Origin of the sequence: Kitasatospora sp. NBC_00070 (assembly GCF_045041205.1) — a bacterium.
Lineage (GTDB): Bacteria > Actinomycetota > Actinomycetes > Streptomycetales > Streptomycetaceae > Kitasatospora.
Window position 1 is genome coordinate 5,882,523 of the sequence record NZ_CP108247.1, and the last position, 15,010, is coordinate 5,897,532.

Here is a 15,010-nt window from a genome sequence, read left to right on the forward strand (position 1 = left end):
GCCCGTACCTGCCGATGCCCGCACCGAACGAGGGGACACCCGATGACCGCGACACCCGAAGCGATGGACGCGCTGCGCCTGCAGGGTGACCCGCTCGCCGACGCCGTGGTGGCGACGCTGTTCGAGCGCGGTGAGATGGGCAGGTTCAACACCCTGATGCGCTGGTTCGCCCGGACGGGCCAGCCACTGCCCGAGGACCTCCCCGAGGTGGCCCGCGACTACCTGCGGTCCACCGCCACCCCGCCCGACTGGGTGGACTGGGACCAGATGGAGAAGGCCCGGCTGTTCTTCATCGACAACAACGTGCACATCTCCACCGCGCTCTCCTTCGCCTCGATGCCCGCCTGCTACGTCGTGCCGCACATCGCCAGGCTGCTGAGCGCCACCCACTCGCTGGCGTACCCCTCCAAGCGGATGGCCGAGACCGGCCAGTTCACCCTGTACCTGATGCGGCCGGACGCCTTCGAGGCCGGCGGCAGGTTCATCCCCGCCGCCCAGAAGGTCCGTCTGCTGCACGCCTCGATCCGCCACCACCTGCGCCGGGAGAACCGCTGGGACGAGGCCGCACTCGGGGTGCCGATCTGCCAGGAGGACATGATCGGCGGTCAGATGATGTTCTCCATCCAGGTGCTGGACGCGCTGCACCGGATGGGCATCCACCTCTCCAACGAGGGCGCCGAGTCCTACTTCTACGCCTGGCGGGTGGTCGGCGCCATCCTCGGCATCGACACCGCCGCCGCCCCGGCCGACCTGGAGCAGGCCCGCCACTTCTCCGACCTCTACATGGCCCGTCACATGGGACCGTCCGAGGAGGGCGCCCGGCTCACCCGGCAGCTGATCGACCTCTACGAGGAGGTCGTCCCCGGCACCCTGCTCGACCCGGTGGTGCCCGCGCTGATCCGCTACCTGATCGGCGAGACCTGCGCCGACTGGCTGGAGGTGCCGCGCTCCGGCTGGGACCGGGCGATCGGTCTGACCCCGGCCCTGCTCGGTGTGCTGGAGCGGATCGAGGATGCCTCCCCGCTCGGCGCCTGGGCCCTGGACCGCCTCGGTGACCTGACCGCCCGGTTCGAGCTCAGCTCGCTGACCCGGGGCCGGGTGATGCAGTACGCCGTCCCCGAACACCTCAAGGGCGACTACGGCGTGACCTCCGCCAGACCCCGCACCGATCCCTGGACGCCGCCACCGCTCTCCCCGAGGCTCCCGGTCTGACCGGGGCGGATCCGGTCAGCGCAGTTCCAGGCCGAGTTCACGCTCCAGCGCGGCCGCCTGTTCGGGGGTGACGAAGGCGAAGTAGGTCTCGTAGCCGCCGTCCCCGAGCCGCACGTGGTCGACCAGGCGGAACCGGCGCGGGTCGCCGCCGGGGTCCGGGTCGAGGTGGCCGATGAACTCCACGATCGCCAGATGGTCGAGGTACTCCGCCGACCGGTGCTCGGTCGGCTGGGTCACCAGGACGCCGTTCCGGGCGAACTCCAGGACCTCGTCGTACTCCTGGTCGGCGCGCAGCCGGACGTCGGTGACGGTGACCGCGCCGTCGGTGAGCGCCGCGGCGGCCGCCAGGATGGCGGCGTAGCTCTCCTCCAGGTCGTCGACGTCGTCCGCGTGGGCCGAGACCGCCACCCCGAACGCCTCCAGCGCGTCGGGCACTTCGTGCGGCGGCAGGTCGTGGTGCGCGTACTCGGCGTACTCCGCCAGGACGCTGTCGGCCTTCTCCCGGGAGATCATGCCCAGCCGTTGCAGCAGCGCCCCCACGTGGGCGTACGAGGTCGGCCGGAACCAGAACAGCAGATCCCGCAGGTGGTCCGCGGGCTTCCCGGTGAACAGGTCCCGCAGACAGAGCAGCGGGACCGCAGCCGCGCCGCCCCGCTTGGTCGGCTGATCCACCAGCGGCACCCCGGTCCACCCGCTCTCCCGCGAGCCGGGCGTCCCGGGCCCGGCGGCCGGTTCGAACGGGGTGTGCTGCCACACCGCACCCCGGTTCCGCCGGACCACCTCGCCCAGGTACCAGCAGGCACCCTGGACGAACGGCTCCTCCCGGGCGGCGTCGAACTCCCGCACCGTGGCGAACCGTCGGCGTACCTCGGCCTCCAGCCAGTCCAGCGTGTCGGGGTGGAAGTTCCACCGCCAGGCCCCGCCGAACGCGTCCCCGGCCCAGCCGGCGAGCGCCGCCCGCCGCTCGGCCAGCCAGGCCGTCAGCACCGGGTGCTCCGGCAGGGGCAGGGCGGGATCGACCCGTGGCGTGTGCTCCTTGACCGGCTGCCAGCCCGGTACCTCGTCCTGCCGGTCCGCGACGGCCTGCCGCAGCCGGTCGACCTCCTCGGCGAACGCCGTCCCGGTGCGCACCCGGAGGGCGTACGAGATCAGCAACATCGGTGCGACGGGGGAGAGTTCGAGCCCCCGGTCCGGCCGGACCACCGGCTGCCCCGGCAGCTCGCCGGTCGGCCGGGTGTGCCACCCCCAGCCGCCGCCCGCGACGCCGAGCAGGACCTCGCCGAGATAGGCCGCCGCAGCCGTCGCCAACTCCCGCCGCTGCTCGGCGTCCTGCTCCCGGTCGTGCCGTTCCAGCAGCCGCGCCTCCAGGGCGTCCAGTGAGCCGGGGGAGTAGTCGAAGCCGAAGGTCCCGGCGAGCAGCACCTTCTCCAGCATCATCAGCTGGTGGGGCAGGTCGTCGATCCACTGCTCCAGCAGAGCCTGCGGTGAGTTCTCGGGCTGCGTCTCGGGGGCCATCCGGACACTGTAAAGGGGCTCCCCGACAGCGGCATCGGCCTCCCGGACGCTGCCCTGACGTTCCCTCAGCAGTGCCGGATCACCGCCTGCCAGGGGGTCAGGTGCCGGGCGCCCGGGCGGTGCGCCCCGATCGTGGCCGCGCGGGCCGAGCGGGTGAACGCCTCGGTGACGTCGATCAGCCAGGCGGTCTCGGCCTCGATGCTGGCCTGCACCTGGTGCGCGGCGTACGGGACCGGCGGCCCCGCCCGGTACGGCAGCCCGGCCTCGGCGGCGGCCAGTGCGGCCGCGATGCAGGCCGCCTCCGCCCGGGCCGCCGCGTTGCCGCCCGTACCCGGCCGGCCCGCGGTGGCCACCGCCCAGGTGTGCACCCCGGGATGGACGTAGGGTCGCAGCGCGAGCTGGCCGTCGTGGATCTCGATGATGCGGCGGTACAGCGCGAACTCGGCACCGCGCGGGAAGGCCGGCCGGAGCCGGGCGGCCGGTGTGCAGAGCGCGATCTCGGGCACGGCCCGGTGCAGGGCGGCCCAGAGCGGGCCGATCCGCCGGTACGCCGTCCAGGCCCGGATCCAGCGGATCGGAGCCGGGGTCATACCCGACTGCCGCGGCGGGGGCGGTGCAGGGCCAGTGAGGCGAACAACTCGGCCTCCTGTTCCTCGAGTTCGGTGTAGACCGTACGCCCGAGGACTCGCTGCACCAGCTCGTCGGAGAGATTCGGCAGCAGTGCCTGCACGGTGCCGGGGCTGAGCCGGTCGGATCCCGCGTGGCCGGACAGCAGGTGGCCCAACTCGTGCAGCAGGATGTGCTGTTGGTGCAGCGCCGTGGTGGCGCTGGGGTAGCCGATGTAGTCGGCCCGGTCGGTGGTGATCAGAAGGCCGCACGGGGTGCGGGCCCGGATCGGCAGTTGGATCAGCTCGATCGGCCGCCCGCGCCGCTCGGCCAGCGCGGCCACCAGCTCCGCCGGATCGAAGGGCGCGGACAGCGGGAGGGACTCCACCATCCGTCGACATCGGCGCCAGAGCACCCGCCGCCGCTGGTCCGTGTGTAACCGCACAGTCCCACCCCCTGGCCCGGTCCGATCACGGTCAGCGATACCCGACCCGCTGTGAGCGATCCTAGGCGTGTGAAGGTCTGATGGACAGTCATTCGGAGCGGTGCGATCCGGCCTCTCTGCGGGCGATGATCTCGATCATGTCGCTGATCGTGCCGAGCCCCTCGGGGGACAGCGAAACTGCACGCAGCGCCACGTCACGGACGCCCGCATCCCGCAGCGCGCCGAGCAGTTGGAGCTCCTCGGCGATCCGGGCGCTCTGCTCGTCGTCGAAGAAGTAGGCCGGCGGGACCTGGAAGAACCGGGCCAGCGCCTCGAGGTGACGCTTGGTCGGGTTGTCCCGCCGTCCCGTTCTGAGCTGCCAGAGGTAGGTCGCGGAGAAGGTCTCGCCGGTGGCCTCCCGACAGGCCCGGGCGACGTCCTCGTTGCTGTACGGCTCGCGGTCGGGGCCTCGGACCACCTCGAAGAGCCGGTCGATCCGGTCGGCGAGCGTGGTGGCTCCGGATCGGGTCACCGCGCACCTCCCTTGCTGGTTCAGCGCTGCGCCGCGAGCGCGGCCGGAACCCGGCGGCTCCGTCGCCCCATCCTAGTTGGCCGGGCGCCGGAACCACCCTGGTCTGCGGCGCCCCGCCCGTCCCGGCCGTCGCCGGGCGGCCCGGCCGGTCGCAGCTGTTGACGGGTCGGCGGCGGAGCTGTCAATCTGCGAGGGCTCCGTCTGAGATGAATGAAAACACCAAGTCCCGTTCATCTGGGACTGGTTGGACTCCAGCAGGGAGAGGCGTGCCGGATGGCCCTCGACGAGGCGGTGACGGCGGGCCGCCCGCTGCGCGCGGTGCTGGGGCGCTACGCGACCGGGGTCGCGGTGGTCACCACCCGGTACCGGGGACGGCCCGCGGGTCTGACCGTGAACTCCTTCACCTCGGTCTCGCTGGACCCGCCGCTGGTGCTCTGGTGCCTGCGGCTGTCCGCCACCAGCCGGGTCGCGTTCACCGGCGCCGACCACTTCGCGGTCTACCTGCTGGCCGCCGACCAGCGCGATCTCGCCGTCCGGTTCGCCGGTCCCGGCGATCGCTTCGCGGGGCTGGGCGACCGGGCCGGACGGTACGGACTGCCGCTGCTGGAGGGCACCGTGGCGACCCTGGTCTGCCACCGGGACCGCACCGTGCCGGCCGGCGACCACCTGATCCTGATCGGCCGGGTGCTGGAGCACCGGGCCACCTCCGGGGCCCCGCTGCTGTTCGTCGACGGCGGCTTCCATGCCGGACCTGACGGGGCGTCAACTCGCTTTTCCGACTGTTGACATGAGCCGGACTCGGATCCATGCTGATGGGCGTCGCGACAGCTGAGATGAATGACCGATGCTTAGCGATTCACTTCTGCTAGTCCCTGTCAGCTCGACGAAAGGACATCCCATGAAGAAGATCGTGATCCGCAAGGCCGGCCCCGTCCGCCTGACCAGCTCGGCCCAGACCATGTACGGCTGCGGCTGCGACGCCTGAGGCTCCAGCGCCATCTGACGGGGTCGGCCGCCGTGGTGGCCGACCCCGTCAACCACACCGCCCAGCAGGGAAGTTCCCCGGGAGGAACGATGCGCCCCTCGACCGACCAGGCGTCCGCCGGCCCGGACCTCGACCGTCCGGTCGCGCTGCACCCGCTGGTCTACCTGGAGGAAGGCGAGGAGGTCACCGTCGGCCGGGTCGAGACCGACTCCTACGCGGTGCTCCCCGCCGACGGCGCGGAACTGGTCCGCCTGCTGGCGGACGGCCTGACGCCGCGCGCGGCCGCCCGCGCCTACGAGCGGCAGTACGGCGAGAGCGTCGACATGGCGGACCTGCTGGCCGGACTGGCCGAGCTCGGCTTCGTCCGCACCGGGGACGAGCCGGCACCACCGCCGCTGCGCTGGCAGCGCCTCGGCCGGGCGGCGTTCAGCTGGCCCGCCTGGCTCTGCTACCTGCTGGTGGTCGCCGCCTGGATCACCCAGACGATCCGGGTGCCCGAGCTGGCACCGCGCCCCTCGAACGTGTTCTTCAGCCCCTACTTCACCGTGGTCTCGCTGGTCCTGTTCGTCGGTCAGTTCCCGCTGATCCTGGTGCACGAGGGCTTCCACGCGCTGGCCGGCCGCCGGCTCGGGCTGCCGAGCAGACTGTCCATCGGCCACCGCCTGATCTACATCGTGCTGGAGACCTCTCTCGACGGGCTGGTCACCGTGCCCCGGCGCAAGCGCTATCTGCCGATCCTGGCCGGAATGCTCGCCGACACCGTGCTGACCGCCGCGCTCACCCTGACCGCCGACGCCACCCGGCTCCCCGGTGGCGCGCTCAGCGGGTTCGGCCGGCTCTGCCTCGCCCTCGCCTACGCCACCCTGCTGCGGATCGCCTGGCAGGCGTTCCTCTACCTGCGGACCGACATCTACGTGCTGCTCAGCACCGTGCTCGGCTGCCGCGACCTGCACACCACCGCGACGGGCGTGCTGACCAACGCCGTCCGCCGCCGCCGGGGCCGCCCGCTGCTGGACGAGTCGGCCTGGCACCCGGTCGACCGCCGGGCGGCGCGCTGGTACTCCTGGCTGATCGTGGGTGGCTACGCCTTCTCGCTGACCGTCTTCGTGATCGGCGTCGTCCCCGCCGGGGCCCGGTTCGTCACGGGCGCGCTGGACCGCTTCGGCGGGCACGCGCCGCTCGGCCCGTTCATCGACTCCACGGTGTTCTTCGCGCTGGCCGTCCTCCAGCTCGGCGCCGTCGCGGTGCTGGTCCGCCGGGACCGGCGCCGTCGGAAGTCCGCTCCGGAAGCCCCCGCACCCGCTCTCTGACGAAAGGCCCCACCGCCATGGCCGAGCCCCGCCACCACTGGGTCCGGGCGCCGCACCGCGCCGCCCGGGCCGCCGCCCACGAGCAACTGGCGCTGCCGCCGGTCCTGGTGACGGTCAGTGCGCACCGCCGGCTGCGCGGCCCGTACACCGCCGTCGGCTCGCTGCTGCGGGCGCTGGTCCCCGACGCGCTGACCCGCTGCCCCGAAGCCGTCCGGCGGCACGACGTGGAGATCCTCAGCACCGCCCCCGAACTGCGCGGCGTGGTCCCCGCCTCCCGGGAGACCCTCACCTCGCTGGCGGTGCCCAAGGAACGCACCCGGTACTACTCCCGGCTGCGTACCCTGCGGATCGCGCACGGCCTGGTCGAGTTCCTCACCGAGTACGCTCAGGCCCTGGGTGACGGGCCGCACACCCTGGTTGTCGAGGACCTGCACCGGGCCGACCCGACCGACCAGGAGTTCCTGGCGGTGCTGCTCCGCCGGATGGACCCGGCGCTGCTCACAGTGGTCGCGCACACCGGGACGGAGCCGCTGGAGCAGCCCCCGGGCGAGGTGGCCGCCCCGCTGGAGCCCGCCCTCACCGCGTACTGCGTGACCGTCGAGGGCACGGCCCCGGCCGACCCGCTGCCGGAGTCCCCGGCCGAGCGGGCGGCGCTGTACGTGGCCGGCGACGGCACCGCCGAGGACCCGCGCGTGGCCGAGGCGTACGAGCGGCTCGCCCCCGCCGAGCGCGCCGCGCTGCACGATGCCCGGCGACTCGAACTGGCGGCGCCGGACGAGCGTTCGCTGAGCCTGGGCGCCCTGCTCTGGCACGCCGAGCACGGCTCGGACCCGTCCGGCCTGGGTGCCGAGCTGCTCCGCGAGGCGTGCAACTACTGCACCGACATGGGCTTCTACCACGCCGTCCTGGACTACGGGGAGCGCGGTGGCGCCCTGGTCACGCACGAGACCCACCCCCGGCACTGGTGGACCTTCCTCGCCAAACCGGCCAACGCCTTCGCCGGGCTGGGCCTGACCGACCGGATCCTGCCGATCTGGGAGCGGGCCCGCGCGCTGAGCACCGATCCGGAGATCCACCTGCAGTGCGCGTACGGCACGGCGATGCTCTACACCCGCTTCCTGGACGACGACCAGCGGGACCACCAGCTGGCGCGCGGCTGGATCAACACCGCGATCGCCTTCGCCACCCGGACACCGGACCCGAAGGAACGGGCCTTCCGGACCGCCTTCAACCGCAACGGGCTGGCCCTGATCGAGGTCCGCGAGGGGCGGCCGGAGGCGGCGCTGGCGCTGCTGGACGAGTGCGTCGCCCGCCTGGACGAGATCCTCGACCCGGGCGAACACGCCCTGCACCGCTCGGTGCTGGTCTACAACCGGGCCCAGGTGCACGGCGGGCTCGGCAGCCACGACGCGGCGGTGGCCGACTACAGCTCGGTGATCACCGTCGACCCCAACTACGCCGAGTACTACTTCGACCGGGGCATCGTGCTCCGGCGCACCGGCCGCGCGGCCGAGGCGCTGGCCGACTTCGACGAGGCGATCCGGCTCTCGCCCCCGTTCCCCGAGGCGTACTACAACCGCGCCGACGTCCGGGCCGAACTCGGCGACGTGAAGGGCGCGGTGCAGGACTTCGGCTACGTCATCGAACTCGACCCGGCCTTCGTCGACGCCTACCTCAACCGGGCCGGGCTGCTCACCGACCTCGGTGACCTGCCCGGTGCCCACCGGGACGTCGCGGCCGGGCTGGCCCTCGACCCGACCAACGCCCAACTGCTGACCGTTCAGGGCCAGTTGTACGCGGCGGAGGGCGAGAACGTGGCGGCGCACGCGGCGTGCTCGGCGGCCCTCGCAGCCGACCCGGAGTTCGCCCCGGCCTGGGCGCTGCGCGGTGAACTCGCCTACGAGGAAGGCGACCTGGCGGCGGCCGCCGCCGACCTGGAGCGGGCCGTCGGGCTGAGCGACGACCCGGGGCTGCGGTTCAACCTGTCGGTCGCCTACCAGGACGCGGGGCGGCACGCCGAGGCGCTCGGCCTGCTGGACGCCGTGCTGGCGGAGACCGACGACCCCTCGGCCCGGCTCCAGCGGGTCGGTTCGCTGCGGGCGTTGGGCCGCGAGGACGAGGCGCTGGCCGAGGCCAGGGCCGCCCTGGCGGCGGATCCGGAGCTCGAACTCACCGACGAGGTCCGGGAGCTGCTCCGGTAGTGCCCCGGCCGGTGGGCGCCGGACGACCCCGCCCGGGGGCGCGGGCGGGGTCGTCGGTGGGGCGGCCGGGTCAGTGCACCGTGCCCGCGTAGCGGCGGGTGAACCGGGTGCCGGTGGCGGCGGTCACCGTCACGTCGTAACGACCGTTGTCGAGCGGCCAGTTGACGGTGGCCTGCTTGTTCGCGGCCACCCACACGGTCTGCGGCTGACCGGCGAAGTCGTTCGGGGCCACGGTGAACGACACCTCCGTCCCGCCGTCGTTGTGCAGGTGCAGCGCGACCTTGTTGCGGTTGACCAGCGCCTCGACCGAGGGGACGGGGACGTCGTCCTGGCCGGCCCGGGTGACGGTGCCGGCGAACCGGCGGACGAAGCCGTCGGGGCCGTGCACGGTGAAGTCGTACCGGCCGTCGGTGGCGGCGGCGTCCCAGGTGTAGGTCCTGGTGGCGGCGGGCGCGACGGTGAACGGCGTTCCGGCGAAGGGGAAGACGATGTTCGGGTACACCGTGAAGGGGTAGCCGACGGTCCCCGTGTTGGTCAGGGTGCAGGTGACCTTGCCGGTGCTCCGGTCGACGGTGACCTCGGCGCCGGGGCCGTAGGGCAGCTTGCGGTGCGGCCGCTCGCCCGGCTCCTGGGGCGGGAGGGCCTGGCTGCCGGTGGCGGGCAGCTTGACGGCGGGCAGGCCCGCGTTGGCGTCGGCCGTGGCCATCAGGGCGGCGGTGTCGGGCAGCACCGGGATCGAGTAGTCGGGCTTGGCGAAGTCGAAGCAGCTGGTCAGGTCACCGCAGACGGTGCGGCGCCAGGCGGAGATGTTGGGTTCCTGGACCCCGGTCACCACCTCCAGGAAGCGCAGCACCGAAGTGTGGTCGAAGACTTGGGAGTTGACCCAGCCGCCGCGCGACCACGGGGAGGCGACCCAGAGCGGCACCCGGTTGCCCAGGCCGATGGCCCGGCCCTGGGTGAACTCCTCGGGGGTACCGGCCTCGGGGGTGGGCGGCACCATGTGGTCGAAGTAGCCGTCGTTCTCGTCGTACATGACCAGGAAGACGGTGTGCTTCCACACCTCGGGGTTGGACATCAGCGACTGCAGTGCGGTGTTGACCCAGTGGGCGCCGTAGGCCGGGCCGGCGTTGGGGTGCTCGCTGAAGAGGTACGGCGCGACCAGCCAGGAGACGGTGGGCAGGGTGCCGTCCTTGCAGTGGGCGTCGAAGGCGGCGGGGTCGAACTTGGTCATCGCGTTGATGTAACGCGGGTCGGTGGCGGGGAAGTTGTGGAACTGCTTGAAGTACGACAGCGCGTTGTCGTCGTAGTCGCCGGTCCGGTCGTCCTTGCTGGGGTTGTGGTAGACCCGCCAGCTCACCCCGGCGGCGTGCAGCCGCTCGGCGTAGGTGGTCCAGTCGGCCACCGGGTTGTCGGTGACCGGGGTGTTGTCGATCCATGGCCCGGTGGTGCCGTCCACCCCGGGGCCCGAGGTACCGGTCCACAGGTACAGGCGGTTGGGGTCGGTCGGGCCGGCCAGCGAGGTGAAGTAGGCGTCGCAGAGGGTGAACGCGTCGGCCAGCGCGTACTGGTAGGGGATGTCCTCGCGGTTGAAGTACCCCATCGCGCGCTCGCCCTTGGCGGCGATCCACTTGTTCATCGCGCCGTTGTTGATGGCCTGGTGCCCGGTGGCCCAGTCGTGCGCCAGGCCGCCCGCGTTCTGCGCGTTGTACTTGGTGGTGTCCATCCGGTACGGCAGCATCACACCGCCGTCGCTGCGCCCGGCATCGGGTTGGCGGAACACGTTGCCGCCGTCCGGGAACTGCAGCGCCTGCTTGTCGCCGAAGCCCCGGACACCGTTCAGGGTGCCGAAGTAGTGGTCGAAGGACCGGTTCTCCTGCATCAGGATCACCACGTGCTTCACGTCCGCCACGGTGCCCGGCCTGGGCTTGCCCTTGGCCTCGGCCTCGGTGGCGCCGGTCAGGCCGACCATGGTGGCCGCGCCTGCGGCGGCGGTGGCCGAGACGAAGGTACGGCGGCTGAGCTGGGGAGTCATCGGACGGCCTCTCAGAGCGTGAAGGTGGCGACGGCGGCGGCGGTGTCGGAGGGCCAGCCGTTGGCGGCCGCGCCGGGCTCCGGCTGGGGCCAGCCGGTGACCAGGGTGTGCGCTTCGACCAGGGTGAGCTTTCCGGCGAACTGCACCTGGTCGATCCGGTCCTGCGGCTCGGGCTTGCCACCGCGCAGGGTGCGGGTGACGGACCAGGTGTTGCCGGGGGAGGCGGCCGGGTCGGGGTGGGCCAGACGGTAGGCGTCGACCAGACCGGCGTTCTGCAGGGCCACCGTGACCGGCCAGTTGAGCGCCGGCACGCCGCCGTGCGCGGTGGCGGTGGCGGGCGTCCAGTCCAGGTGCGAGGGCGAGGCCAGCCCGGCGGCCAGGATCACCGGCTTGCGGGCGGCCAGGTCGGCCTTCACCAGCGCGGCCAGCGCGAGGGCCTGCTTCCCCCGGGCGGAGGCGTTCTCGCTCGCCAGGGTGGCCTCGGCGGTGCGCCCGTCCTGGACGGCGTACGGACCGTAGTCGGCCTCGTCCAGGTGGGCCGCCCAGAACCGCACGGTGCGGTTGCCCGGCAGCTGTACGGTGGCGCCGGCGGCGGGCAGTTCGGCGGTGGCGGCGGTGATCTCGGTCAGCGGGTACCGGCTGAGGATGCCCACGCTGCCGGCGCTCTGGTGGGCGTACCAGCCGAGCGCGTCGGCCAGCGCCTGGGCGGCGGTGCCCGCCGTCTCCTGCAGTGCGACCAGGTCCAGGCCCTGGGTGAGGATCAGCCGGAGCTGCTTCTCCAGCGCGTCCTCGACGCCCGCGCCGGCCTTGCAGAGGTTCAGGGTGGCGGTCTTGAGCTGCGGCTTGCGGGCGTTCACCGGCGCCTGGACGGTGATCGTGTCGGTGCTGCCCGCGGGGTCCTTGATCCCGACGGTCAGCACGGCGGGCCGGGACAGCGCCGCGTTCGGGGCGGTCCCGGTCACGGTGCCGTCGGAGCTGACGGACAGCCAGGAGTCGCCGCCGACCTTGCGGAACACCGGGGTGCCCGTGCCGTGCATCCACAGCCCGCCGAGCTTGATCCGGAAGGCGGCGGACGGGGCCACGGTGGTCGCGGTCAGGGCGTCGACGGCGCTGTGCGGGCGCGGGGCGACCGGTCGCGGGGTGAAGCCGAACGGCGCGCTCTGGGCCAGGATGCCGTAGCCGTCCTTGGCCAGCAGATAGGCGGTGTACGGGCCGTCGGTGAGCGCCGAGGTGTCCAGCTGGAGGTCGCCGGAGGCGGCCGGGGTGTACTTCCAGAGCAGCGAGGAGCCGGTCCCCGGCAGCCGGGCGCCGTCGTAGATGCCGACCCAGTTCTTGGCGTCGGGCACGTCGGTGGTCCAGCGGAAGGTGAGCTTGTCCCCCTCGTGCGGAGCGGGAGAGCTGGAGAGGACGAGGGAGGAACCTGTCGCCACGGGGGTCCTGTCCGCCGCGGCGGGCGTGCGCGGCTGAGTCGAGTTGGCTGTACAACCAGGCCAATTCAGTCGGGGCGCGGCGGACTGCGAATGAACGGAACGTGACGGGCGGTCGGGCTTCCCCGGAACTGTCCGAGGCCGGGCCGCCGTCGTGCAACGAAAAGGTTGCACGACGATCGATCGGCGTGCAATGATTTGGTTGCACTCAATGCCGGTACTTGAAGGAGTTTCCTCATGAGCGACGACATCATCGAGCGTGACACTCTGATCGACGCCTCGGTCGAGCGCGTCTGGTCGCTGGTGTCCGCCCCCGGCTTCTGGGTGGCCGACCCGGACAGCGTCCAAGGCACCACCGCGGTCGAGGGCGAGTCCATGCTGGCCAAGAACCCGGACCACGGCGACTTCCCGGTGCGCGTGGTGAAGGTCGAGCCGCAGACGTACCTCGCGTACCGCTGGGCCCCCGCCTCTCCGGGGCAGGAGCTGACCGAGGGCAACAGCACCCTGGTCGAGTTCACGCTGTCCCCCGAGGGCGACAAGACCCGCCTGACCGTGGTCGAGAGCGGTTTCGCCGCACTGGCCGTCTCCGACGAGGTGCGTGCCTCGACGATCGCGAACCTCACGGCCGGCTGGCCGCAGATCCTCGACATGGTGAAGACGCGCGTCGAGGAGCCGACTGTGTGAGGGCGGACCCCGACAGTGCGGTCGAGGAGGTCGGCAGTGTTCTGGTCGCCCTCGCCGACCCCACCCGTCGCCGACTGCTCGACCTCCTCGCCGCGCTCGGCGTGGCCACCGCGACGACGCTTGCCGGGCGGCTCCCCGTCTCCCGGCAGGCGGTCGTCAAGCACCTCTCCCTGCTGGACGCCGCCGGCCTCGTGGTCGGCAGTCGGGTCGGGCGTGAGGTGAGGTACTCGCTGCGGCCGACCGGCTTGGATGCCACCACGCGGTGGATGTCCTCGCTCGCCGCCGACTGGGACCGCCGGCTGGCGGCCATCAAGCGCGTCGCCGAGACGGTGGAGCGCGACTTCCCGTAGGACCCGGACCCACCCGACACCCTGATCCGCGGCACGGCGATCGCTGCTGCCGCGCAACCGGACTCATCCCTGAGGAGACTTGTCATGAGCATTCTGAAGCCTGGAAGCATGCTGCTCGGCACCACCCGGCCGGCCGAGCTGAGGGCCTGGTACGTCAAGGCGCTGGCCCCGGAGTTCACCGGCGAGGGCGCGATCGACCTGGGCGGCTTCCTGCTGGTCATCGACGGTCGCGACGACGTCGAGCCGAAGAACGACCAGCCCGGTCGCGTGATCGTCAACTTCCACGTCGAGGACTTCGCCGCCGTCGAGGCCCAGCTGAACGCGGCCGGGGTGGAGTGGGTCTCGATCGAGGACCGGGAGAAGGGCAAGTTCGGCACCTTCGCCGACCCCGACGGGAACTACCTCCAGATCATCGAGTGGAAGTGACCGCCTGACCCCGAACCCCCGTCGGTCGCCCCGTTGTTGAGACGACTCCTCGCACCACGACAAGAAGGAAGTGCGCACATGAGTACCCAACAGACGGCGCTGAGCCCGGGCAGGGCCAACCTGGCACTGGCCACGCTGTTCCTAGGAATGTTCGTGCTGGGCAGCGGTGAACTGCTCGTGGTCGGTGTACTGGACCGGGTGGCCGCCGACCTCCACGTGACCATCTCCGAAGCGGGCACCCTGGTCACGGTGTACGCGCTGGGCCTCGCCATCGGCGGTCCGATCCTGACCGCGCTGACCATCAAACTGGAGAAGAAGATCGTCCTGATCGGGTCGCTCGCGCTGTTCATCGCGTGCAACCTGGCCGCGGTGCTGACCTCCAGTTACGGTCTCTTCCTGGTGCTGCGCTTCTTCATCGGTGCGTCGCAGGGCCTGTTCATCGCGGGTGCGTTCATCGCGGCGATGACCGTGGTCCCGCCGGAGCGGATCGGCAAGGCGATCGGCATCGTCATCTCCGGTGTCGCGATGTCCGGGGCGCTCGGCGTGCCGCTGGGCACCCTGGTCGGCCAGACCCTCGGCTGGCGCGGCTCGTTCGTGGCGATCGTGGTCGGCGCCGTGCTCACCCTGGGCGGCACGGTGGCGCTGATCCCGGTCGTCCCGCCGGCCGGTGCCGGTGCGGCCCACCAAGCCAGGTACGCGTTCGCCCCCCGGGTGCTCGCGGTGCTGTTCCTCAACTTCATCGTGTTCTCCTCGGTGTTCGCGACGCTGACCTACCTGGTGCCGTTCCTGCAGCGGGTCACCGGCATCTCCGGCGGCGTGCTGAGCGTGTTCCTGCTCGCCTACGGCGCGGCCACCGCGGTGGGCTCGTTCGGCGGCGGCAAGTTCGCCGACCGGAACGCCCAACTCACCCTGATCATCGGCTCGGTCGGCATCGCGGCCTCCCTGCTGGTGCTCTACTTCGTCGGCTCGATCGCCTGGCTCGTGGCGCTCGCGCTGCTCGCCTGGGGCCTGTCCTTCTACAGCATCGTGCCCTCGCTGCAGGTGCGGGTGATCAGCTTGGCCGGCCCTGGTGGCCAGCTCGCCCAGTCGCTGCCGGTCTCCGCGGCCAACGTCGGCATCGCGTTCGGCGCCCTGGCCGGCGGGTTCGCGATCGACAACCACAGCGCCTCCGCCCCCGTGATCACCGGTCTGATCCTCGGCGTGGTCACCATCGCGGTCGCCTGGGGGACCAGCTACCTGAAGCCGCCGGTGGTCGACGAGTCGTCACCGGCCGCCGTCCAGTCGGTGCCCGAGCCCGCGTAACCGT

General features: G+C 72.2%; 14 protein-coding genes. 8 read left to right on the forward strand and 6 right to left on the reverse strand.

What is annotated here, in order from left to right; all coding sequences use genetic code 11:
* Positions 1-42 precede the first annotated feature (42 nt).
* The gene (locus OHV05_RS26670) at positions 43-1,212 is read left to right on the forward strand and encodes an oxygenase MpaB family protein (protein WP_405019895.1); all 1,170 of its coding nucleotides are present in this window, start codon (positions 43-45) and stop codon (positions 1,210-1,212) included.
* A gap of 15 nt (positions 1,213-1,227) precedes the next feature.
* On the opposite strand, the gene OHV05_RS26675 is transcribed toward OHV05_RS26670, so the two are convergent.
* The 4 genes from OHV05_RS26675 to OHV05_RS26690 all read right to left on the reverse strand — a co-directional run bounded on the left by OHV05_RS26675 (position 1,228) and on the right by OHV05_RS26690 (position 4,289).
* Entirely contained in the window at positions 1,228-2,727 is a 1,500-nt protein-coding gene (locus OHV05_RS26675; RefSeq protein WP_405019896.1) for a hypothetical protein, read from the reverse strand.
* A 65-nt stretch (positions 2,728-2,792) separates the two neighbouring features.
* Positions 2,793-3,317, reverse strand: a complete 525-nt coding sequence (locus OHV05_RS26680; RefSeq protein WP_405019897.1) for an MAB_1171c family putative transporter — start codon at positions 3,315-3,317, stop codon at positions 2,793-2,795.
* A complete protein-coding gene (locus OHV05_RS26685) occupies positions 3,314-3,724 on the reverse strand; it encodes a ParH-like protein (protein WP_405019898.1) in 411 nt (136 codons plus the stop codon). Before OHV05_RS26685 ends, OHV05_RS26680 begins: the two co-directional genes overlap by 4 nt.
* 142 nt (positions 3,725-3,866) lie before the next feature.
* Positions 3,867-4,289: an XRE family transcriptional regulator gene (locus OHV05_RS26690; protein ID WP_403043814.1), complete on the reverse strand. Its 423-nt coding sequence runs from the start codon at positions 4,287-4,289 to the stop codon at positions 3,867-3,869.
* Between the two features lie 273 nt (positions 4,290-4,562).
* Here OHV05_RS26690 and OHV05_RS26695 point away from each other — a divergent pair, with 273 nt between their 5' ends.
* The 3 genes from OHV05_RS26695 to OHV05_RS26705 all read left to right on the forward strand — a co-directional run bounded on the left by OHV05_RS26695 (position 4,563) and on the right by OHV05_RS26705 (position 8,785).
* On the forward strand, positions 4,563-5,075 hold the full coding sequence (locus tag OHV05_RS26695) for a flavin reductase family protein (protein ID WP_405019899.1): 513 nt from the start codon (positions 4,563-4,565) through the stop codon (positions 5,073-5,075).
* A 288-nt stretch (positions 5,076-5,363) separates the two neighbouring features.
* Positions 5,364-6,584, forward strand: coding sequence for a hypothetical protein (locus tag OHV05_RS26700; RefSeq protein ID WP_405019900.1), 1,221 nt, complete (start codon positions 5,364-5,366; stop codon positions 6,582-6,584).
* 17 nt (positions 6,585-6,601) lie between these two features.
* A complete protein-coding gene (locus tag OHV05_RS26705) occupies positions 6,602-8,785 on the forward strand; it encodes a tetratricopeptide repeat protein (RefSeq protein ID WP_405019901.1) in 2,184 nt (727 codons plus the stop codon).
* 70 nt (positions 8,786-8,855) lie between these two features.
* Here OHV05_RS26705 and OHV05_RS26710 read toward each other — a convergent pair whose 3' ends face one another.
* Together OHV05_RS26710 and OHV05_RS26715 are read right to left on the reverse strand one after the other, a co-directional pair.
* Positions 8,856-10,817: a phosphocholine-specific phospholipase C gene (locus tag OHV05_RS26710; RefSeq protein ID WP_405019902.1), complete on the reverse strand. Its 1,962-nt coding sequence runs from the start codon at positions 10,815-10,817 to the stop codon at positions 8,856-8,858.
* An 11-nt stretch (positions 10,818-10,828) separates the two neighbouring features.
* Positions 10,829-12,247: an endonuclease/exonuclease/phosphatase family protein gene (locus tag OHV05_RS26715; protein ID WP_405019903.1), complete on the reverse strand. Its 1,419-nt coding sequence runs from the start codon at positions 12,245-12,247 to the stop codon at positions 10,829-10,831.
* A gap of 234 nt (positions 12,248-12,481) precedes the next feature.
* Here OHV05_RS26715 and OHV05_RS26720 point away from each other — a divergent pair, with 234 nt between their 5' ends.
* From OHV05_RS26720 to OHV05_RS26735, 4 genes are all read left to right on the forward strand, one after another.
* The gene (locus tag OHV05_RS26720; protein WP_403043800.1) at positions 12,482-12,928 is read left to right on the forward strand and encodes an SRPBCC domain-containing protein; all 447 of its coding nucleotides are present in this window, start codon (positions 12,482-12,484) and stop codon (positions 12,926-12,928) included.
* Complete coding sequence (locus OHV05_RS26725; protein ID WP_405019904.1) at positions 12,925-13,278, forward strand: ArsR/SmtB family transcription factor; 354 nt, start codon at positions 12,925-12,927, stop codon at positions 13,276-13,278. Before OHV05_RS26720 ends, OHV05_RS26725 begins: the two co-directional genes overlap by 4 nt.
* Positions 13,279-13,362: 84 nt before the next feature.
* Positions 13,363-13,704 (forward strand): VOC family protein, encoded by a 342-nt coding sequence (locus OHV05_RS26730; protein WP_405019905.1) that lies wholly within the window; start codon positions 13,363-13,365, stop codon positions 13,702-13,704.
* 78 nt (positions 13,705-13,782) lie between these two features.
* Positions 13,783-15,006, forward strand: coding sequence for an MFS transporter (locus OHV05_RS26735; RefSeq protein ID WP_405019906.1), 1,224 nt, complete (start codon positions 13,783-13,785; stop codon positions 15,004-15,006).
* The last annotated feature ends 4 nt before the right edge of the window (positions 15,007-15,010 follow it).